Origin of the sequence: Streptococcus ruminicola (assembly GCF_011387195.1) — a bacterium.
Taxonomy (GTDB): domain Bacteria; phylum Bacillota; class Bacilli; order Lactobacillales; family Streptococcaceae; genus Streptococcus; species Streptococcus ruminicola.
Window position 1 is genome coordinate 897,099 of the sequence record NZ_CP046919.1, and the last position, 20,650, is coordinate 917,748.

The window sequence follows — 20,650 nt, forward strand, 5'->3', positions numbered from 1 at the left end:
CTCTTGATGTTAATTGATGGTCAGCTTTCTTATTTGATGAGTTCTATCTTCTCATATCATGTGACAATTAGTAGTCATCTACTTTTGCTGGCAATTATTAATTTTTATCATGATAGAAATAAACGCTTTGTATTATTTAGTGCATTAATATTAGGTGCTCTTTATGATATCTATTATTTGAATCGAATTGGTTTGGTTGTTTTCTTACTACCGGTTTTAGTAATTTTTACTAATAAGATTACTAAGAGTATTTTTGCAAGTAATTTTCAAACATTAACCTTCTATATTATTGTTTTGTTTTTGTTTGAAATTGTTGGAGAATCAGCAGCTGTTTTATTAGGAATGACAACGTTATCAATGGCTAATTTTATAGCCTATAGTTTTGCGCCAACCCTTATTTTTAACGTTTTGTTGTATTTGATATTCCAGAAATTGTTTAAAAAAGTATATTTTAACGCTTAGATTACCATAACAAAACATAAATGTAACAATCACGTAATATTAATTGCGTGATTTTTTGGTAAAATAATAATGTCTTATCAAAAAGGAGTAGTTTAATTAATATGAAAAAAAGAATTTTATCAGCTGTTCTTGTCAGTGGTGTGACACTCGGAACAGCGGCCGTAACTGTAAATGCGGACGATTATGATACACAAATTGCTGCACAGGATGCTGTAATCAGCAACCTAACTTCAGAACAAGCTGCAGCTCAAAGTAAAGTTGACGCTATTCAAAGTCAAGTGTCTTCTCTTCAATCACAACAAGCTGATTTGGAAGCACAAAATGCTCAACTTGAAGCTGAATCTCAAAAATTAAGTGAAGAAATTCAAGCTCTTTCAAGCAAAATTGTTGCTCGTAACGAAACTTTGAAAAACCAAGCTCGTAATGCGCAAAAAAATGCTTCAGCTACAAGCTACATCAACACAATCTTGAACTCTAAATCAGTTTCTGATGCTATCAACCGTGTTCAAGCAATTCGTGAAGTAGTTGCTGCAAACAAAAAAATGCTTGATGAACAAGAAGCTGATAAAGCTGCAATTGAACAAAAACAAGCTGAAAACCAAGAAGCTATCAATACAGTAGCTGCTAACAAAGCAACTATCGAACAAAACCAAGCTGCTTTGGCAACACAACAAGCTGAATTGCAAGCTGCTCAATTGGATCTTTCTGCTCAATTGGCAACTGCTGAAGATGAACGTGCTAACCTTGTAGCTCAAAAAGAAGCTGCTGAACAAGCCGCTGCTGAAGCTGCTGCAGCACAAGCTGCTGCCGAAGCACAAGCTGCTGCCGAAGCACAAGCACAAGCTGAATCTGTAGCACAAGCACAAGCTGCTGTTCAAAATGGTACAGCAACAACTGATACAACTACAGATACTTCAGCTCAAGATTCATCTGCTGCAGCACCAGCGCAACAAGCTTCAACTCCAGCTCAAGCAGCACCAGCACAACAAGCTTCAACTTCAGCTCAAAGTGCACCAGCACAAACTGCTGCTAAACCAGCTGCTTCAACTTCATCATCAGCTGCTAAACCATCTTCAGTAACACCAACTGCTAACACAGCAGGTAACACTTACCCAGTAGGTCAATGTACTTGGGGTGTTAAATCACTTGCTTCATGGGTTGGTAACTATTGGGGTAATGCTAACCAATGGATTGCTAGCGCACAAGCTGCTGGTCACTCTGTAGGTACTACACCACAAGCTGGTGCAGTAGCTGTATGGCCATACGATGGTGGTGGTTATGGACACGTTGCATACGTAACAGCTGTTCAAAGCTCAACTAACATCCAAGTTATGGAAGCTAACTACGCTGGTAACTCATCAATCGGTAACTACCGTGGATGGTTCAACCCAACTTCATCAACTTGGGGTGGCGGAACTGTCTACTATATCTACCAATAATAAAACTGTGAGAAGGATTATGTCCTTCTCTTTTTTTGTGTCCCTCTATTTTGCCTGTATTTAGCGGATTTAACGCATTTGTCATTGAAAAAATGATAAAAAAACGTTAAAATGGTAAAGGATAAAAACTTTGGAGGAAATCATGTCTTATTCTGATTTAAAATTGTTTGCCTTATCGTCAAACAAAGAATTAGCAGAAAAAGTAGCTTCGGCTATGGGAATTCAACTCGGAAAATCAACTGTTCGTCAATTTTCTGATGGTGAAATCCAAGTAAACATTGAAGAATCAATTCGCGGCGACCATGTCTTTATTTTACAGTCAACTAGCTCACCAGTTAACGATAACTTGATGGAAATCTTGATTATGGTTGATGCTCTTAAACGCGCTAGTGCTGAAAAAATTAGTGTGGTTATTCCTTACTACGGTTATGCACGTCAAGACCGTAAAGCTCGTTCACGCGAACCGATTACTTCTAAATTAGTCGCAAATATGCTTGAAGTAGCAGGAGTTGATCGTCTTTTGACTGTTGACTTGCATGCTGCACAAATTCAAGGCTTCTTTGATATTCCAGTTGATCACTTGATGGGTGCACCATTGATCGCTGATTACTTTGATCGTCACGGATTGGTTGGAGACGATGTTGTTGTCGTTAGTCCTGACCATGGTGGTGTGACTCGTGCACGTAAATTGGCACAATTCCTCCAAACACCGATTGCTATCATTGATAAACGTCGTAGTGTTACAAAAATGAATACCAGTGAAGTTATGAACATCATTGGTAATGTTAAAGGTAAAAAATGTATCTTGATTGATGATATGATCGATACAGCAGGTACTATTTGTCACGCAGCAGATGCTCTTGCAGAAGCTGGTGCAACTGCGGTTTATGCATCATGTACTCACCCAGTTCTTTCTGGACCTGCTCTTGAAAATATCGAGAAATCAGCAATCCAAAAATTGGTTGTTTTGGATACTATCTATCTTCCAGAAGAACGTTTGATCGATAAGATTGAACAAATTTCAATCGCTGAATTGATTGCTGAAGCAATTACTCGTATTCACGAAAAACGTCCTTTGTCACCATTGTTTGAAATGGGAACAGCTAATAAATAATAATTGACTAAAAGAGTCATAAAAGCCGTTGGTGTAACAGCCAGCGGTTTTTGTATTTAGATATTAACATGTGGATAAGTTTTGGCTGCGATTAGTTGATTGTTGTTGTGGATAACTTGAAAAAGGGTGTATAATTATCAAATTTTATGTATAATAGATGTAATTAGATTTTTGAGGTGAAACTATGAGTTTAACAGATCGTTTTAATAAAAATTTAAATAAGATTGAAGTGTCGTTGATTCGTCAATTTGATCAGTCTATCTCTGACGTGCCAGGCATTATGAAATTGACTCTTGGAGAGCCTGATTTTACGACACCTGATCATGTTAAAGAGGCAGCAAAAGCTGCGATTGATGCCAATCAGTCTCACTATACTGGTATGGCAGGTTTGCCTGCTCTTCGTCAAGCGGCTGCAGATTTTTTGAAGTCTAAGTATCATTTGTCTTATAATCCTGATAATGAAATTTTGGTTACAATTGGGGCAACGGAAGCTTTGTCAGCAACGTTAACGGCTATTTTGGAACCAGGAGATACAGTTCTTTTGCCAGCACCAGCTTATCCTGGTTATGAACCTATTGTTAATCTTGTAGGGGCTGAAATTGTTGAAATTGATACAACAGCTAATGACTTTGTTTTAACACCAGAAATGCTTGAAAAAGCTATTTTGGAACAAGGCGATAAACTAAAAGCCGTTTTACTTAATTACCCAACTAATCCAACTGGGGTAACTTACTCACGTGAACAAATTAAAGCTTTGGCGGATGTGCTTAAGAAATATGATGTTTTTGTGGTTTCAGATGAAGTTTATTCTGAATTAACTTATAGTGATGAACCTCATGTCTCAATTGCAGAATATCTTCCAGAACAAACTATTTTAATTAATGGTCTTTCTAAATCTCACGCTATGACAGGTTGGCGAATTGGTATGATTTTTGCGCCAGCTAATTTTACAGCACAGTTGATTAAGAGTCACCAATACTTGGTTACAGCTGCTGCAACAATGGCACAGTTTGCTGCGATTGAAGCTCTTTCAGTTGGTAAGGATGACGCTCTTCCAATGAAGGCAGAGTATATGAAACGTCGTGATTACATCATTGATAAAATGTCTGCGCTTGGCTTTAAGATTATCAAACCAGATGGTGCCTTTTACATTTTTGCTAAGATTCCAGCTGGCTATGAACAAGATTCATTTAAATTCTGTCAAGATTTTGCGCGTGAAAAAGCTGTTGCTTTCATTCCTGGTGTAGCTTTTGGTAAATATGGTGAAGGCTATCTTCGTTTGTCATATGCAGCTAGCATGGAAACAATCACAACAGCTATGGATCGTTTGAAAGAATTTATGGAAGAACATGCAAAATAAGGAAACTTACGGTCTTGTCCTTTATAATCGTAATTATCGTGAGGATGATAAGTTAGTTAAGATTTTTACTGAAACCAATGGGAAACACATGTTTTTTGTGAAACATGCTAGTAAATCTCGTTTTAATTCGGCTATTCAACCGTTAACGGTAGCTAAATTTATTTTAAAAATCAATGAGACTGGTTTATCTTTTATTGAAGATTATAAGGAAGTTGATTCTTTCAAGGAGATTAATGCGGATTTATTTAAACTATCTTATGCGTCTTATGTGACGTCCCTAGCTGATGCTGCTGTACCAGATGGTGTTGCAGATCCGCAGTTATTTGCCTTTTTAAAGAAGACTCTTTTGTTGATGGAAGAGGGGCTTGACTATGAAATTTTGACTAATATTTTTGAGATTCAGATTTTAGAACGTTTTGGTGTTAGTCTTAATTTTCATGACTGTGCTTTTTGTCATCGTGTAGGGCTTCCTTTTGATTTTTCACACAAGTATTCTGGTTTGCTTTGTCCTGAACATTATGTGAAAGATGAGCATCGCAGTCATTTGGATCCAAATGTTCTTTATCTGGTGGATCGTTTTCAAGCAATTCAATTTGATGATTTGAAGACAATTTCTGTTAAACCAGAGATGAAACGAAAATTACGGTTGTTCATTGATGATATTTATGATAATTACGTTGGTCTTCGTTTGAAGAGTAAGAAATTCATCGATGATTTAGGAACTTGGGGAAATATTATGAAATAAGGTCATTTGATGAGCACCAATTTTAGAGTGTTTATCAGATGACTTTTTTTCTGAAAGCATGCGAGGATTTTCAAAAAATGAAAAAAATCGCGAATCATGCTATAATAAGGCGATAATGTTTTGTGAGGAAATTCATATGAAGAAAATTGCTATTGATGCTATGGGCGGAGATAATGCTCCTAAAGCTATTGTTGAGGGAGTTAATCGTGCCTTGGCTGAATTCTCAGATATTGAGATTCAACTTTATGGAGATGAAGCAAAAATTAAGGAATATTTGACAGCAACAGACCGTGTGTCAATTATTCATACAGATGAAAAAATCAATTCGGACGATGAACCAGCAAAAGCGATTCGTCGTAAAAAGAAAGCTAGTATGGTACTTGGTGCTCAAGCCGTTAAGGAAGGAACAGCAGATGCTGTGATTTCTGCGGGTAATACAGGTGCTCTTTTGGCAGCAGGACTTTTTGTTGTTGGACGTATTAAAGGAATTGATCGTCCAGGTTTGATGTCTACTTTACCAACTCTTGATGGTAAAGGTTATGATATGTTAGACCTTGGTGCGAATGCTGAAAATACCCCTAAACACTTGCACCAATATGCTATTTTAGGGTCATTTTATGCTAAAAATGTTCGTGGTATTGATAAACCTCGAGTTGGTCTATTAAATAATGGGACAGAAGCTACTAAAGGTGATCCACTTCATAAAGAAACTTACGCTCTTCTGGCAGAAGATGATAGTCTAAACTTTGTTGGAAATGTTGAAGCGCGTGATTTGATGAATGGTGTTGCTGATGTTGTGGTATCAGATGGTTTCACAGGAAACGCTGTTCTTAAAACGATGGAAGGAACTGCTCTTAACATTATGGGAAGCTTGAAATCTTCTATTAAATCAGGTGGATGGAAAGCAAAATTAGGAGCCCTTCTACTAAAAGACAGTTTGTATAGTCTAAAAGATACTATGGATTATTCAAGTGCAGGTGGTGCGGTTCTCTTTGGGCTTAAAGCACCTGTTGTGAAATGTCATGGTTCAAGTGACGCGCAAGCTGTTTACTATACTATTAGACAAGCTCGTAAGATGTTAGATACAAATGTTGTTGGTCAATTGGTTGAAGCATTCACACCAAAAGACTAATGAAAAGGGAGGATGAGATGACAAAAGAGGCTATTTTTGAAAGGATTAGTTTCATCATCAAGGAGCAGATGAATAAGCCTGATTTGGAGATTACACAAACAACGAGTCTCCACGATGATTTGGGAGTTGATTCTATTGCTTTGACAGAATTTGTTATCAATCTTGAAGATGAATTCCATTTGGAAATCCCTGATGAAGATGTTGAAGACATGAAATGTATGGGAGAAATGATGGAATATCTCTATAATAGAGTAAAATAAAGAAAAACGTTCGCAAAAAGCGGACGTTTTTAATTTTATTTCATTAAAAAGTCTGTTAAATGTTGAAATTGGTTTGAGCATGTGTTAAAATTTAGTAGAATAAAAGCGAAAGGCGAACAAAAACATGTCACGACAACTAATTTATACGGGAAAAGCTAAAGATATTTACACAACCTCAGAAGATGAGAACTTGATTATTTCAGTCTACAAAGACCAAGCTACTATGCTTAATGGTGCTCGAAAAGAGACTATTAAAGGTAAAGGCGTTCTTAATAATCAAATCTCATCTTTAATTTTTACAAAATTGAATGAAGCAGGTGTAGCCACTCATTTTGTTAAACAATTGTCAGAAACCGAACAATTGAACAAAAAAGTTGATATTGTTCCTCTTGAAGTTGTTTTGCGTAATGTTACAGCAGGTTCATTCTCAAAACGTTTTGGTGTCGAAGAAGGTATCAAATTGGACACACCAATTGTTGAGTTTTATTACAAAAACGATGAATTGGATGACCCATTCATTAATGATGAACATGTGAAATTCCTTGGTATTGCAAGCGATGAAGATATTGCTTACATCAAAGCTGAAACACGTCGTATTAATGAACTTTTGAAAGATTGGTTCAAACAAATCGGACTTACTTTGATTGATTTCAAATTGGAATTTGGTAAAGATAAAGACGGTAAAATCATTCTTGCTGATGAATTTTCACCTGATAACTGCCGTCTTTGGGATGCTGAAGGTCACCACATGGACAAAGATGTCTTCCGTCGTGATCTTGGTAGCTTAACAGATGTTTATGAAGTTGTTCTTGAAAAACTAAAAGGACTTAAATAATCTGCAACATTTGCTAGTAGGTAAAAGAAGAATTCTAAAAAGGGTAAAAAATGGATAAACGAATTTTCGTTGAGAAAAAATCAAATTTCAATATTAAAGCTCAAGCGCTTGTTAAAGAGCTTAAACATAATCTTCAATTAACAAGTTTGACTGATCTACGTATCATTCAAGTTTATGATGTTTTTGGGCTAGACAAAGCACTTTTTGAACGTGCGGAAAAACATATCTTTTCTGAACAAGTAACAGATAATATTTTGGCTGAAAATGATTTGGTTGCTGAACTTGCTAATTATGCTTTCTTTGCGATTGAATCACTTCCTGGTCAGTTTGACCAACGTGCAGCCTCATCACAAGAAGCCTTGCTTTTGCTTGGTAGCAATAGTGACGTGACTGTTAATACTGCTCAACTTTATCTCGTTAATAAAGATATCGCTGCAGCTGAACTTGATGCGGTTAAGAATTATTTGCTTAATCCTGTTGATTCTCGTTTTAAAGATATTACAACAGGAATTGCCCCACAAGCATTTTCAGAATCTGACAAAACAATTCCAAATCTTGATTTCTTTAAAACTTATACAGCAGCTGAATTTGCTGACTACAAAGCTGAACAAGGTTTGGCGATGGAAGTTGATGACCTTCTTTTCATCCAAGATTATTTCAAATCAATTGGTCGTGTGCCAACTGAAACTGAATTGAAAGTTTTGGACACTTACTGGTCAGACCACTGCCGTCACACAACCTTTGAAACTGAGCTTAAACATATTGATTTCTCAGCGTCTAAATTCCAAAAACAATTGCAAGCAACTTATGATAAATACATTGCTATGCGTGATGAATTAGGTCGCTCTGAAAAACCACAAACATTGATGGATATGGCGACTATCTTTGGTCGTTATGAACGTGCCAATGGTCGTTTGGATGACATGGAAGTTTCAGATGAAATCAATGCATGTTCTGTTGAAATTGAAGTTGATGTGAATGGTGTCAAAGAACCTTGGCTTTTGATGTTCAAGAATGAAACACATAATCACCCAACAGAAATTGAACCATTCGGTGGTGCGGCAACATGTATCGGCGGTGCAATCCGCGATCCATTGTCAGGACGCTCATATGTTTATCAAGCGATGCGTATTTCAGGTGCTGGTGATATCACAACACCAATTGCAGAAACTCGTCTTGGTAAATTGCCACAACAAGTGATTTCTAAAACAGCAGCTCATGGTTATTCTTCATATGGTAACCAAATCGGTCTTGCAACAACTTACGTTAAAGAATACTTCCACCCAGGATTTGTTGCTAAACGTATGGAACTTGGTGCGGTAGTCGGTGCAGCTCCAAAAGGTAACGTTGTTCGTGAAAAACCAGAAGCAGGCGATGTGGTTATCCTTCTTGGAGGTAAAACAGGTCGTGATGGTGTCGGTGGTGCAACTGGTTCATCTAAAGTTCAAACAGTTGAATCTGTTGAAACAGCTGGCGCAGAAGTTCAAAAAGGTAATGCCATCGAAGAACGAAAAATTCAACGCCTTTTCCGTAATGGCAATGTGACTCGCCTCATCAAAAAATCAAATGACTTTGGTGCTGGTGGTGTCTGTGTTGCGATTGGTGAATTGGCTGATGGTCTTGAAATTGACCTTAATAAAGTGCCACTTAAATATCAAGGGCTTAACGGAACTGAAATTGCTATCTCAGAATCACAAGAACGTATGGCTGTTGTAGTTCGTCCGAAAGACGTTGAAGCTTTCGTAGCTGAATGTCACAAAGAAAATATCGATGCTGTTGTTGTTGCGACAGTTACAGAAAAACCAAACCTTGTCATGACTTGGAATGGTCAAACCATTGTCGATATTGAACGTCGTTTCCTTGATACTAACGGTGTGCGCGTGGTCGTTGATGCTGATGTCGTTGACAGTCAAGTTGACATGCCAGAACAACGTACAACTTCAGCAGCAACTCTTGAAACTGATACAACTAAAGTCCTTTCAGACCTTAACCATGCTAGCCAAAAAGGTTTACAAACAATCTTTGATAGCTCTGTTGGTCGTTCAACAGTTAACCATCCAATTGGTGGTCGTTACCAAATCACACCAACAGAAAGTTCTGTTCAAAAACTTCCTGTTCAAAATGGTGTAACAACAACAGCTTCAGTCATGGCTCAAGGATTCAATCCTTACATTGCTGAATGGTCACCATATCACGGTGCTGCTTATGCTGTGATTGAAGCGATAGCACGTTTGGTGGCAACTGGAGCTAACTGGTCTAAAGCACGTTTTTCTTATCAAGAATACTTCCAACGTATGGATAAAAAAGCTGAACGCTTTGGTCAACCTGTCTCAGCTCTTCTTGGTTCAATCGAAGCTCAAATTCAACTTGGTTTACCATCAATTGGTGGTAAAGATTCAATGTCTGGTACTTTTGAAGAATTGACAGTACCACCAACATTGGTTGCTTTTGGGGTAACAACAGCCGATAGCCGTAAAGTTCTTTCACCTGAATTTAAAGCAGCTGGCGAAAATGTTTACTATATTCCAGGTCAAGCTATTTCACAAGATATTGATTTTGACCTAATCAAAGGTAACTTTGCTAAATTTGAAGCCATTCAAAAAGCACATCACATTACAGCAGCGTCAGCTGTTAAATACGGTGGTGTGATGGAAAGCTTGGCACTTGCTAGCTTTGGTAATCATATCGGTGCTAAGGTTGAATTGGCCGAGCTTGCAACAAGCTTGACAGCACAACTTGGTGGCTTTGTCTTTACTTCAGATGAAGAAATTGCTGACGCTATTAAAATTGGTGAAACAACAGCTGACTTTACACTTACTGTCAACGATATCAACCTTGCTGGTGACAAACTTCTTTCAGCCTTTGAAGGAACGCTTGAAGAAGTTTACCCAACTGAATTTGAACAAAGTACTAAGCTTGAAGATGTTCCAGCTGTCGCTTCAGACGCTGTGATTAAGGCAAGTCAAAAAGTTGCTGAACCACTTGTTTACATCCCAGTTTTCCCTGGTACAAACTCAGAATACGATTCAGCTAAAGCCTTTGAACAAGCTGGTGCGAAAGTTAATTTGGTTCCATTTGTCACACTTAATGAAGCAGCAATCGAAGCTTCAGTTGACACAATGGTTGACAACATCAGTAAAGCTAACATTATCTTCTTCGCTGGAGGATTCTCAGCTGCTGATGAACCAGATGGTTCTGCTAAATTTATCGTGAACATCTTGCTTAACCAAAAAGTTCGCGCAGCTATTGATAGCTTCATCGAAAAAGGTGGTCTTATCATTGGTATCTGTAATGGATTCCAAGCCCTTGTTAAATCAGGCCTTCTTCCATACGGTAACTTTGAAGATGCTACTGAAACAAGTCCAACTCTTTTCTACAACGATGCTAACCAACACGTGGCGAAAATGGTTGAAACACGTATTGCAAATACAAACTCACCTTGGCTTGCTGGTGTTGAAGTTGGTGATGTTTACGCTATTCCAGTTTCACATGGTGAAGGTAAATTTGTTGTGACTGATGAAGAGTTTGCTGAACTTCGTGACAACGGACAAATCTTTAGTCAATACGTTGACTTCGATGGCAAACCAAGCATGGATTCTAAATACAATCCAAATGGCTCTGTGAATGCTATTGAAGGTATCACAAGCAAGAACGGACAAATCATCGGTAAGATGGGACACTCAGAACGTTACGAAGATGGACTTTTCCAAAATATTCCAGGAAATAAAGACCAACACTTGTTCCGTAGCGCTGTTGAGTATTTCACTAAAGCTTAATATCCACGATAAATATATTTTATAGAAATGACAATGACAAGGTACGTGAGTACCTTTTGTCAACTTGTCAAAGGAATTTTTAGGTAATAAAAAAGAATGACATACGAAGTTAAATCTCTTAACGAAGAGTGTGGTGTGTTTGGGATTTGGGGACATCCTCAAGCAGCTCACGTTACTTATTTTGGGCTCCACAGTCTTCAACACCGCGGTCAAGAAGGTGCTGGTATCGTCACAAATGATAACGGTAAACTTCTTCAGCACCGTAATACAGGTCTCCTTTCAGATGTGTTTAAAAATCCTGCTGATTTGGAAAAATTGACAGGGACTGCAGCAATTGGTCACGTTCGTTACGCGACAGCAGGTTCAGCATCAATTAACAATATTCAACCTTTTCTTTACAACTTTACAGATGAACAATTTGGTCTTTGCCACAATGGTAATTTGACAAATGCTGTTTCATTGAAAAAAGAATTGGAAAACGAAGGTGCGATTTTTAACGCATCATCAGATACTGAAATTTTGATGCACTTAATTCGACGTAGCCACAATCCAGAGTTTATCGGCAAAGTCAAAGAAGCTCTTAATACTGTTAAAGGTGGCTTTGCTTATCTCTTGATGACAAAAGACAAGTTGATCGCTGCGCTTGATCCAAATGGTTTCCGTCCATTGTCAATCGGTCAAATGGATAACGGTGCTTGGGTTGTTTCAAGTGAAACATGTGCATTTGAAGTAATCGGTGCGAAATGGGTTCGTGATGTAAAACCAGGTGAACTTGTTATCATTGATGACAATGGTATCCAGTATGATACCTACACAACTGATACTCAGCTTGCTATTTGTTCAATGGAATACATTTACTTTGCCCGCCCTGATAGTGACATTTACGGTGTCAATGTTCACACAGCTCGTAAAAATATGGGGAAACGTTTGGCACAAGAGTTTCATCATGAAGCTGATATCGTTGTTGGTGTGCCAAATTCATCGCTTTCAGCAGCCATGGGCTTTGCAGAAGAGTCAGGTCTCCCAAATGAAATGGGCTTGGTGAAAAATCAATACACACAACGTACTTTCATTCAACCAACACAAGAATTGCGTGAGCAAGGTGTTCGTATGAAACTTTCAGCTGTTTCAGGTGTTGTTAAAGGTAAGCGCGTTGTCATGGTAGATGATTCTATCGTACGTGGAACAACATCACGTCGTATCGTTCGTCTTCTTCGTGAAGCAGGTGCGACAGAAGTTCACGTGGCTATTGGTAGTCCAGAGTTGAAATACCCATGTTTCTACGGTATCGACATTCAAAATCGTCGTGAATTGATTTCGGCTAATCATACCAAAGATGAAGTTTGTGAAATTATCGGTGCAGATAGTCTAACTTACTTGTCAATTGATGGTTTGATTGAATCAATCGGTCTTGATACAGATGCTCCAAATGGTGGTCTTTGCGTGGCATACTTTGACGGTAAGTATCCAACACCACTCTATGATTATGAAGAAGCATACCTCAAGAGCTTAGAAGAAAAAACAAGTTTCTATATTCACGAAGTTAATGAGAATAAATAGCTTTTGGTTAGAGGAAATGAGGAACTAATGTTTTCAGATAAATATATTGAAAAAGTTATAGCAACTCACTCACATCTTTGTGTTGGTTTAGATCCGATTTTAGACAAGTATCCAACCTATCTTTTGCAAGAAGCTACAAAAAAGTATGGTAAAACTCCGAAAGGTGCGGCATATGCTATCTTGACTTTTAATAAAATGGTTATTGATTTAATTGATGGTAAGGTGCCTGCTATCAAACCACAGCTTGCCTATTTTGAAAAATATGGTGCAGATGGTTTACAAGCTTTCTGGGATACTGTTGCTTATGCTCATGAAAAAGGATTGTTGGTTATTGCAGATGCCAAGCGTGGGGATATCGGAACGACTTCTGAAGCTTATGCTAAAGCTTTCTTCAAAGGTTCTTGTGATGAATGGATGGATGAAACAAGTTATGTTGATGCTGTTACAGTAAATCCTTTTCTAGGAAGTGATGGGGTGACACCATTTGTAGAAGTTGGTCATGAAACTGGTAATGGAACAATTGTTCTTGTTAAAACTAGCAATCCATCTTCTGGTGAGTTACAAGACATGGAAACAGTTAATGGTGCTACAGTATCAGAACTTGTTTGTGATTACATTAATAATCATGGAACAAAAGTTGGTAAATATGGATATTCTGATTTAGGTGCAGTTATCGGTGCAACTTATCCAGAAGAAGTTGCTAAATTTAGAAAACTATTACCGAACTCATTGTTCTTGATGCCTGGTATTGGATATCAAGGTGGAGATGTCACTTTGCTTGAATCAGCATTTGATGATAAAGGAACTGGTGTTATTATTCCATGTTCAAGAGCTATCAATTATGCTTATCAAGATGTTGATGCTTCTCAAGAAGAAGTTAGAACTGCTATTTCTAAAGCTGTCGATGGTTATAATAAGTTAATCAACGATACTTTGGAAAATTCAAATAAACTTATCTGGAAAAATGTTTAAATAGCTCTGCTATTTCCCAAAAAGGAGAAAATATTATGTCAAAAAATGCTTACGCTCAGTCTGGTGTTGATGTTGAAGCGGGTTATGAAGTTGTTGCACGTATCAAAAAACACGTGGCACGTACTGAACGTGCTGGTGTTATGGGCGCTCTTGGTGGTTTTGGTGGTATGTTTGACCTTACTAAAACTGGCGTTAAAGAACCTGTTTTGATTTCAGGAACTGATGGTGTGGGAACAAAACTCATGCTTGCCATCAAATATGACAAACACGATACCATCGGTCAAGACTGTGTGGCAATGTGTGTTAATGATATCATTGCTGCTGGTGCAGAACCACTTTACTTCTTAGACTACATCGCAACTGGTAAAAATGAGCCTGCAAAACTTGAACAAGTTGTTGCTGGTGTTGCTGAAGGTTGTGTCCAATCTGGTGCAGCTCTTATCGGTGGTGAAACTGCTGAAATGCCTGGCATGTACGGCGAAGATGATTATGATTTGGCTGGTTTTGCAGTAGGTGTTGCTGAAAAATCACAAATCATTGATGGTTCAAAAGTTTCTGATGGCGACGTTCTTCTTGGACTTGCTTCAAGCGGTATCCACTCAAATGGTTACTCACTTGTTCGCCGTGTCTTTGCTGATTATTCAGGTGAAGAAGTTCTTCCAGAACTTGAAGGTAAGAAGTTGAAAGAAGTCCTTCTTGAACCAACTCGTATCTACGTTAAAGCAGTGCTTCCGCTTATCAAAGAAGAGTTGGTTAACGGTATTGCTCACATCACTGGTGGTGGATTCATCGAAAATGTGCCACGTATGTTCGCTGATGACTTGGCTGCTGAAATCGAAGAAGACAAAATTCCAGTTCTTCCAATTTTCAAAGCTCTTGAAAAATATGGTAACATCAAACACGAAGAAATGTTTGAAATCTTCAACATGGGTATTGGTTTGATGATGGCAGTTAGCCCTGACAAAGTTGAACGCGTGAAAGAATTGCTTGACGAACCAGTTTACGAACTTGGTCGCATCGTTAAAAAAGCAGATGCAAGTGTGGTGATTAAATAATGAAAAAAATCGCAGTATTTGCGAGTGGTAATGGGTCAAATTTTCAAGTTATTGCTGAGCAATTTCCTGTTGAGTTTGTCTTTTCAGACCACCGAGATGCTTATGTCTTAGAACGTGCTGAAAAACTCGGTGTGACAGCTCACACATTTGAACTTAAAGAGTTTGATAGTAAAGTAGATTATGAAAAAGCAATTGTAGCTTTGCTTGAAAAATATGACATTGATTTGGTTTGCTTGGCTGGTTATATGAAAATTGTTGGATCGACTTTGTTAAAAGCTTACGAAGGTCGTATTATCAATATTCATCCAGCTTATCTTCCTGAATTTCCAGGCGCTCATGGTATTGATGATGCTTGGGAAGCAGGTGTTGACCAGTCTGGCGTTACCATTCATTGGGTTGACAGTGGTGTCGATACAGGGACAGTGATTAAACAAGTTCGTGTGCCTCGTCTAGCAGGTGATACCATTGAAAGTTTTGAAGCTCGCATTCATGAAAATGAGTATAAGCTTTATCCTGAGGTTTTAGAGAGCTTGGGAGTTGAGAAAAAGTAATCTCAAAAGTTAGATTTTGTGATAACTTTGAAGGTTAAACATAACAGTAACATCTTTTTAAAGGAGAAAAAATGACAAAACGTGCACTAATTAGTGTTTCTGACAAAGCGGGCATTGTTGAATTTGCTCAAGAATTGAAAAAACTTGGCTGGGATATCATCTCAACTGGTGGAACAAAAGTTGCGCTTGATAAAGCAGGTGTTGACACTATTGCGATTGATGATGTGACTGGTTTCCCAGAAATGATGGATGGACGTGTGAAGACACTTCACCCAAATATCCACGGTGGTCTTTTGGCTCGTCGTGACCTTGATAGTCACCTTCAAGCAGCAAAAGATAATCACATCGAATTGATTGACCTTGTTGTGGTTAACCTTTACCCATTTAAAGAAACAATCTTGAAACCAGATGTGACTTACGCTGATGCGGTTGAAAACATTGATATCGGTGGTCCTTCAATGCTTCGCTCTGCAGCTAAAAACCACGCTAGTGTTACAGTTGTCGTTGACCCAGCTGATTACGCTGTTGTTTTGGATGAATTGTCAGCAAATGGTGAAACAACATTTGAAACTCGTCAACGTTTGGCAGCGAAAGTCTTCCGTCACACAGCAGCATACGATGCTTTGATTGCGGAATACTTTACAAAACAAGTTGGTGAAACAAAACCTGAAAAACTTACCATCACTTACGATTTGAAACAACCAATGCGTTATGGTGAAAACCCACAACAAGATGCTGATTTCTACCAAAAAGCTTTGCCAACAGATTACTCAATTGCTTCTGCTAAACAATTGAACGGTAAAGAATTGTCATTTAACAACATTCGCGATGCAGATGCTGCTATCCGCATTATCCGTGATTTCAAAGACCGTCCAACTGTTGTTGCGCTTAAACACATGAACCCATGTGGTATCGGACAAGCTGATGACATTGAAACAGCTTGGGATTACGCTTATGAATCAGACCCTGTTTCAATCTTTGGTGGAATCGTTGTGCTTAACCGCGAAGTTGACGCTGCAACAGCTAAGAAAATGCACGCTATTTTCCTTGAAATCATCATTGCACCAAGCTATTCTGATGAAGCTCTTGAAATTTTGACAACTAAGAAGAAAAATATGCGTATTCTTCAATTGCCATTTGACGCTCAAGAAGCTAGTCAAGTTGAAAAAGAATACACTGGTGTTGTTGGTGGACTTTTGGTTCAAAACCAAGATGTTATCGAAGAAAATCCAGCAGATTGGAAAGTTGTCACAAAACGTCAACCAACTGACCAAGAAAAAGCTGCGCTTGAATTTGCTTGGAAATCAATCAAATATGTTAAATCTAACGGTATCATCGTGACAAATGACCACATGACACTTGGTGTTGGTCCTGGTCAAACAAACCGTGTGGCTTCAGTTCGTATTGCACTTGATCAAGCTAAAGATCGTCTTGACGGTGCTGTTCTTGCTAGTGATGCTTTCTTCCCATTTGCAGATAACGTTGAAGAAATTGCTGCCGCAGGTGTGAAAGCTATCATCCAACCTGGTGGTTCAGTTCGTGACCAAGAATCTATCGACATGGCTGATAAATACGGTATTGCCATGGTATTTACAGGTGTTCGTCACTTCCGCCACTAAGATAAATAGGCAAACTTCCTTTAATAAATATTTCATGAAGCATCTTGGCTAAGGCTAGGATGCTTTTACTTTAAGCTTTTTGAAAGTTATGCTTAAGTCTCACTTAAGTAAGGCTTACTATACTAACAATAACTCCTAAATAAACTTTTTTTCATAATCCAACCAAGTCCCAGTCTATCTAGATTGGGATTTTTTTTATTTTTATGGTATTTTTTCTAAACTTATCACAGGATTTCCATCTATTTCCGAACAAATATGTTATAATATATCTAGATAATTCGTGAAAATATTTTGTTTTTACGTGCTTTGTTGATTTTGGAGCCTAGGCTCCTGTGATTGTTTTCTATTGAGGTATTTTTACTTATGAAACTTTTAGTTGTTGGCTCTGGCGGGCGTGAGCACGCTATTGCTAAGAAGTTGTTGGAATCTCCTCAAGTGAGCCAGGTTTTTGTAGCACCTGGAAATGATGGGATGACACTTGATGGACTTGATTTAGTAAATATCGGAATTTCCGAACATTCTAAGCTTGTTGATTTTGCAAAAGAAAATGAGATCGCTTGGGCATTTATCGGACCTGATGATGCTTTGGCTGCAGGAATCGTCGATGATTTTAATGCCGCAGGCTTGAAAGCCTTCGGTCCAAGTAAAGCAGCTGCGGAGCTTGAATGGTCTAAAGACTTTGCTAAATCAATCATGGCTAAATATCATGTTCCAACAGCAGCTTACAGCACCTTCTCAGATTTTGAGCAAGCAAAGAGTTATATTGAAGAACATGGCGCACCGATTGTTGTTAAAGCTGACGGTTTGGCATTAGGTAAAGGTGTGGTAGTTGCTGAAACAGTTGAGCAAGCTGTGGAAGCGGCACATGAAATGTTGCTTGATAATAAATTTGGTGATTCTGGTGCACGTGTGGTTATTGAAGAATTTCTTGATGGCGAAGAATTCTCATTGTTTGCTTTTGTCAATGGCGATAACTTCTACATCATGCCAACTGCTCAAGACCACAAACGTGCTTTTGATGGTGATAAAGGTCCTAATACTGGTGGTATGGGAGCTTACGCTCCGGTACCACATTTGCCACAAAGTGTTGTTGATACAGCTGTTGAAACAATCGTTAAACCAGTTCTTAACGGAATGATTGCCGAAGGTCGTCCATATCTTGGTGTTCTTTATGCAGGACTTATTTTAACAGCTGATGGTCCTAAAGTTATTGAATTTAATTCACGCTTTGGTGACCCTGAAACTCAAGTTATCTTGCCGCGTTTGACATCTGATTTTGCTCAAAACATTACTGATATTTTAGACGGTAAAGAGCCAGAAATCACTTGGACTGACAAGGGTGTGACTTTGGGTGTGGTAGTTGCCTCAGAAGGTTACCCAGTTGCCTACGAAAAAGGTGTTCGTCTTCCAGAAAAAACATCAGGTGATGTGATTACTTATTACGCAGGAGCTAGGTTCGCTGATGATAAAGTATTGCTTTCAAATGGTGGACGTGTGTACATGCTAGTCACAACAGAGGCTGACGTAAAATCTGCTCAAGATGTTATTTATGCAGAGCTTGCTAAGCAAGATACAACAGGTCTTTTCTATCGCAACGATATCGGAAGTAAAGCTCTTGGACGTTAAACCTAAATGTGTTTTAGTCAGCGCTTGTCTCTTGGGTGAGAAGTGTAAGTATAACGGTGGTCATAATTACAATCAAACTCTGGTTGATTATGTTGCTGACAAAGAAGTGGTAGCCATTTGTCCAGAAGTTTTAGCTGGTCTGCCTACGCCACGAGAACCTGTTGAATTAGTCGATGGACATGTTCTTGATAAAAGAGGAAATTGTTACGATGACCTGTTTGAAAAAGGCATTGAGCGTTGTGTCAATGAGCTTTCTGGCAAACAAATTGACCTAGCAGTTTTACAATCACGCAGTCCATCTTGTGGTGTTAATCAAATTTATGATGGAAACTTTTCTGGTGAAAAAGTGGCAGGTAGTGGTCTTTTTGCCCAAAAATTAAAAGCCCTTGGCTATCCTGTTCTTGATGTTGAAGATATAAAACAATTGGAAGGAAAATAATGAAACCATTAATTTCAGTTATCATGGGAAGCAAATCAGATTGGGCTACCATGAAAAAAACAGCAGAAGTACTTGATGAATTTGGTGTGGCTTATGAGAAGAAAGTTGTTTCAGCTCATCGTACACCAGATTTGATGTTTAAACATGCCGAAGAAGCACGAGGTCGTGGTATCAAGGTGATTATTGCTGGTGCTGGTGGTGCTGCGCATTTACCTGGTATGGTTGCAGCAAAAACAACACTTCCAGTTATTGGTGTTCCTGTGAAGTCACGTGCCCTTAGCGGACTTGATTCTCTTTATTCAATCGTTCAAATGCCTGGTGGTGTCCCTGTGGCAACAATGGCGATTGGTGAGTCAGGAGCTAAAAATGCTGCTCTTACAGCTCTTCGTATTTTAGCAATTGAAGATGCTGCTTTGGCAGAAAAACTAGAAAAATTTGCCATCGAACAAGGCAAAGCTGCGGAGGCATCAACTGATGAACTCGACTAAAACAATTGGTATTATTGGTGGTGGTCAACTAGGTCAAATGATGGCTATCTCAGCTATCTATATGGGACATAAGGTGGTTACACTTGATCCAACGAAAGATTGTCCTGCATCTCGTGTTAGTGATATGATTGTGGCACCTTACGATGACGTTGACGCGATGCGTGAATTGGCAGAGCGCTGTGATGTGCTTACTTATGAGTTTGAAAATGTCGATGCGGATGCTTTGGATGCAGTGGTAAAAGCAAATCAATTACCCCAAGGAACTGATCTGCTTAGAATTTCACAAAATCGTATTTTTGAGAAAAATTTTTTATCTCAAAAAGCTGGTGTTACCGTAGCGCCTTATAAAGTTGTGACATCAAGTCTTGACCTTGAAGATATTGATTTGTCTAAGAATTATGTCTTGAAAACTGCAACTGGCGGTTACGATGGTCATGGTCAAATCGTCATTAAATCAGCCGATGATTTGGAAGCTGCAAATAAATTAGCCAACTCTTGTGAATGTGTGCTAGAAGAATTTGTGAATTTTGACCTTGAAATTTCAGTTATTGTGTCAGGTAATGGCAAGGAGATGACTGTTTTCCCAGTTCAAGAAAATATCCATCGTAACAATATTTTGTCAAAAACTATCGTACCTGCTCGCATTTCTGATGAACTTGCCAAAAAAGCACAAGCTATGGCAATGCAAATTGCTGAAAAATTGGACTTGTCAGGCACACTTTGCGTTGAAATGTTTGCGACATCTGATGATATCATTGTCAATGAAATCGCACCACGTCCACATAATTCAGGACATTACTCAATTGAGGCCTGTGATTTTTCACAATTTGATACACATATTTTAGGAATTCTCGGTTTGCCTCTTCCTAAGATTCACTTGCACCAACCAGCTGTTATGCTTAATGTTCTTGGTCAACATATGGACAAAGCGCAAGCATATGTCAATGAAAATCCTAGCGCTCACCTCCACCTTTATGGTAAACTAGAGGCAAAACATAACCGCAAAATGGGACACATTACTTTGTTTAGTAATGACCCAGATGCCATTGCGGAAATGGGTGAAGGAATGGATTTTTAAGGGATTACCTTGCTACTTATGATTTACCACTTGATTCAGATTTGACAAGCTTACCTCATTATCCATCTGTTGAAATTGGTAAAGAAGATTTTAATTAAATGCGTTAGTTATTATTTGATATATAACTTAAAAAAGGAAA

At 38.4% G+C, this 20,650-nt stretch carries 18 protein-coding genes and 1 pseudogene; all 19 read left to right on the plus strand.

Annotation, left to right across the window (positions count from 1 at the left end; genetic code table 11):
• The first annotated feature begins 6 nt into the window (after window positions 1-6).
• Window positions 7-462: a rod shape-determining protein MreD gene (gene mreD / locus GPZ88_RS04620; RefSeq protein WP_234787227.1), complete on the plus strand. Its 456-nt coding sequence runs from the start codon at window positions 7-9 to the stop codon at window positions 460-462.
• Between the two features lie 101 nt (window positions 463-563).
• Window positions 564-1,901 (plus strand): CHAP domain-containing protein, encoded by a 1,338-nt coding sequence (locus GPZ88_RS04625; RefSeq protein WP_158914669.1) that lies wholly within the window; start codon window positions 564-566, stop codon window positions 1,899-1,901.
• A 142-nt stretch (window positions 1,902-2,043) separates the two neighbouring features.
• On the plus strand, window positions 2,044-3,015 hold the full coding sequence (locus tag GPZ88_RS04630) for a ribose-phosphate diphosphokinase (protein ID WP_039696066.1): 972 nt from the start codon (window positions 2,044-2,046) through the stop codon (window positions 3,013-3,015).
• Window positions 3,016-3,199: 184 nt separating this feature from the next.
• Window positions 3,200-4,375 carry a pyridoxal phosphate-dependent aminotransferase gene (locus GPZ88_RS04635; RefSeq protein ID WP_074626881.1) on the plus strand — a complete coding sequence of 392 codons (1,176 nt, stop codon included), beginning with the start codon at window positions 3,200-3,202 and terminating at the stop codon, window positions 4,373-4,375.
• On the plus strand, window positions 4,365-5,120 hold the full coding sequence (gene recO / locus GPZ88_RS04640) for a DNA repair protein RecO (RefSeq protein WP_074626882.1): 756 nt from the start codon (window positions 4,365-4,367) through the stop codon (window positions 5,118-5,120). The genes GPZ88_RS04635 and recO overlap by 11 nt, the downstream gene beginning before the upstream one ends.
• Window positions 5,121-5,256: 136 nt before the next feature.
• A complete protein-coding gene (gene plsX / locus GPZ88_RS04645; protein ID WP_277612669.1) occupies window positions 5,257-6,252 on the plus strand; it encodes a phosphate acyltransferase PlsX in 996 nt (331 codons plus the stop codon).
• A 17-nt stretch (window positions 6,253-6,269) separates the two neighbouring features.
• Window positions 6,270-6,512 (plus strand): acyl carrier protein, encoded by a 243-nt coding sequence (locus GPZ88_RS04650; RefSeq protein ID WP_003067281.1) that lies wholly within the window; start codon window positions 6,270-6,272, stop codon window positions 6,510-6,512.
• A gap of 124 nt (window positions 6,513-6,636) precedes the next feature.
• Complete coding sequence (gene purC / locus GPZ88_RS04655; RefSeq protein WP_074565243.1) at window positions 6,637-7,347, plus strand: phosphoribosylaminoimidazolesuccinocarboxamide synthase; 711 nt, start codon at window positions 6,637-6,639, stop codon at window positions 7,345-7,347.
• A 50-nt stretch (window positions 7,348-7,397) separates the two neighbouring features.
• Complete coding sequence (locus GPZ88_RS04660) at window positions 7,398-11,123, plus strand: phosphoribosylformylglycinamidine synthase (RefSeq protein ID WP_039696060.1); 3,726 nt, start codon at window positions 7,398-7,400, stop codon at window positions 11,121-11,123.
• Between the two features lie 96 nt (window positions 11,124-11,219).
• Window positions 11,220-12,683, plus strand: a complete 1,464-nt coding sequence (gene purF, locus GPZ88_RS04665) for an amidophosphoribosyltransferase (protein ID WP_033152114.1) — start codon at window positions 11,220-11,222, stop codon at window positions 12,681-12,683.
• A gap of 27 nt (window positions 12,684-12,710) precedes the next feature.
• A complete protein-coding gene (gene pyrF, locus GPZ88_RS04670) occupies window positions 12,711-13,655 on the plus strand; it encodes an orotidine-5'-phosphate decarboxylase (protein ID WP_166043583.1) in 945 nt (314 codons plus the stop codon).
• Window positions 13,656-13,690: 35 nt separating this feature from the next.
• Window positions 13,691-14,710 carry a phosphoribosylformylglycinamidine cyclo-ligase gene (gene purM, locus GPZ88_RS04675; protein ID WP_074561393.1) on the plus strand — a complete coding sequence of 340 codons (1,020 nt, stop codon included), beginning with the start codon at window positions 13,691-13,693 and terminating at the stop codon, window positions 14,708-14,710.
• The gene (purN, locus tag GPZ88_RS04680) at window positions 14,710-15,261 is read left to right on the plus strand and encodes a phosphoribosylglycinamide formyltransferase (RefSeq protein WP_074603845.1); all 552 of its coding nucleotides are present in this window, start codon (window positions 14,710-14,712) and stop codon (window positions 15,259-15,261) included. The genes purM and purN overlap by 1 nt, the downstream gene beginning before the upstream one ends.
• A gap of 71 nt (window positions 15,262-15,332) precedes the next feature.
• On the plus strand, window positions 15,333-16,880 hold the full coding sequence (gene purH, locus GPZ88_RS04685; protein ID WP_074603843.1) for a bifunctional phosphoribosylaminoimidazolecarboxamide formyltransferase/IMP cyclohydrolase: 1,548 nt from the start codon (window positions 15,333-15,335) through the stop codon (window positions 16,878-16,880).
• Between the two features lie 363 nt (window positions 16,881-17,243).
• The gene (purD, locus tag GPZ88_RS04690; RefSeq protein ID WP_074603841.1) at window positions 17,244-18,506 is read left to right on the plus strand and encodes a phosphoribosylamine--glycine ligase; all 1,263 of its coding nucleotides are present in this window, start codon (window positions 17,244-17,246) and stop codon (window positions 18,504-18,506) included.
• Window positions 18,496-18,945, plus strand: a complete 450-nt coding sequence (locus GPZ88_RS04695; RefSeq protein ID WP_074603839.1) for a 2-thiouracil desulfurase family protein — start codon at window positions 18,496-18,498, stop codon at window positions 18,943-18,945. Before purD ends, GPZ88_RS04695 begins: the two co-directional genes overlap by 11 nt.
• A complete protein-coding gene (purE, locus tag GPZ88_RS04700; protein WP_074603837.1) occupies window positions 18,945-19,433 on the plus strand; it encodes a 5-(carboxyamino)imidazole ribonucleotide mutase in 489 nt (162 codons plus the stop codon). Before GPZ88_RS04695 ends, purE begins: the two co-directional genes overlap by 1 nt.
• The gene (gene purK / locus GPZ88_RS04705) at window positions 19,420-20,511 is read left to right on the plus strand and encodes a 5-(carboxyamino)imidazole ribonucleotide synthase (protein ID WP_166043586.1); all 1,092 of its coding nucleotides are present in this window, start codon (window positions 19,420-19,422) and stop codon (window positions 20,509-20,511) included. Before purE ends, purK begins: the two co-directional genes overlap by 14 nt.
• Window positions 20,505-20,609, plus strand: a pseudogene (locus tag GPZ88_RS10360) (phosphoribosylaminoimidazole carboxylase); the annotation flags it as partial. The gene purK and the pseudogene GPZ88_RS10360, both read left to right, overlap by 7 nt.
• Between the last annotated feature and the right edge of the window lie 41 nt (window positions 20,610-20,650).

What these genes read in the sequence shown, in the direction of transcription:
- mreD (WP_234787227.1), top strand. Translation starts at nt 7, where the DNA reads ATGTTAATTGATGGTCAGCTTTCTTATTTGATGAGTTCTATCTTCTCA.
- GPZ88_RS04625 (WP_158914669.1), top strand. Translation starts at nt 564, where the DNA reads ATGAAAAAAAGAATTTTATCAGCTGTTCTTGTCAGTGGTGTGACACTC.
- GPZ88_RS04630 (WP_039696066.1), top strand. Translation starts at nt 2,044, where the DNA reads ATGTCTTATTCTGATTTAAAATTGTTTGCCTTATCGTCAAACAAAGAA.
- GPZ88_RS04635 (WP_074626881.1), top strand. Translation starts at nt 3,200, where the DNA reads ATGAGTTTAACAGATCGTTTTAATAAAAATTTAAATAAGATTGAAGTG.
- recO (WP_074626882.1), top strand. Translation starts at nt 4,365, where the DNA reads ATGCAAAATAAGGAAACTTACGGTCTTGTCCTTTATAATCGTAATTAT.
- plsX (WP_277612669.1), top strand. Translation starts at nt 5,257, where the DNA reads ATGAAGAAAATTGCTATTGATGCTATGGGCGGAGATAATGCTCCTAAA.
- GPZ88_RS04650 (WP_003067281.1), top strand. Translation starts at nt 6,270, where the DNA reads ATGACAAAAGAGGCTATTTTTGAAAGGATTAGTTTCATCATCAAGGAG.
- purC (WP_074565243.1), top strand. Translation starts at nt 6,637, where the DNA reads ATGTCACGACAACTAATTTATACGGGAAAAGCTAAAGATATTTACACA.
- GPZ88_RS04660 (WP_039696060.1), top strand. Translation starts at nt 7,398, where the DNA reads ATGGATAAACGAATTTTCGTTGAGAAAAAATCAAATTTCAATATTAAA.
- purF (WP_033152114.1), top strand. Translation starts at nt 11,220, where the DNA reads ATGACATACGAAGTTAAATCTCTTAACGAAGAGTGTGGTGTGTTTGGG.
- pyrF (WP_166043583.1), top strand. Translation starts at nt 12,711, where the DNA reads ATGTTTTCAGATAAATATATTGAAAAAGTTATAGCAACTCACTCACAT.
- purM (WP_074561393.1), top strand. Translation starts at nt 13,691, where the DNA reads ATGTCAAAAAATGCTTACGCTCAGTCTGGTGTTGATGTTGAAGCGGGT.
- purN (WP_074603845.1), top strand. Translation starts at nt 14,710, where the DNA reads ATGAAAAAAATCGCAGTATTTGCGAGTGGTAATGGGTCAAATTTTCAA.
- purH (WP_074603843.1), top strand. Translation starts at nt 15,333, where the DNA reads ATGACAAAACGTGCACTAATTAGTGTTTCTGACAAAGCGGGCATTGTT.
- purD (WP_074603841.1), top strand. Translation starts at nt 17,244, where the DNA reads ATGAAACTTTTAGTTGTTGGCTCTGGCGGGCGTGAGCACGCTATTGCT.
- purE (WP_074603837.1), top strand. Translation starts at nt 18,945, where the DNA reads ATGAAACCATTAATTTCAGTTATCATGGGAAGCAAATCAGATTGGGCT.
- purK (WP_166043586.1), top strand. Translation starts at nt 19,420, where the DNA reads ATGAACTCGACTAAAACAATTGGTATTATTGGTGGTGGTCAACTAGGT.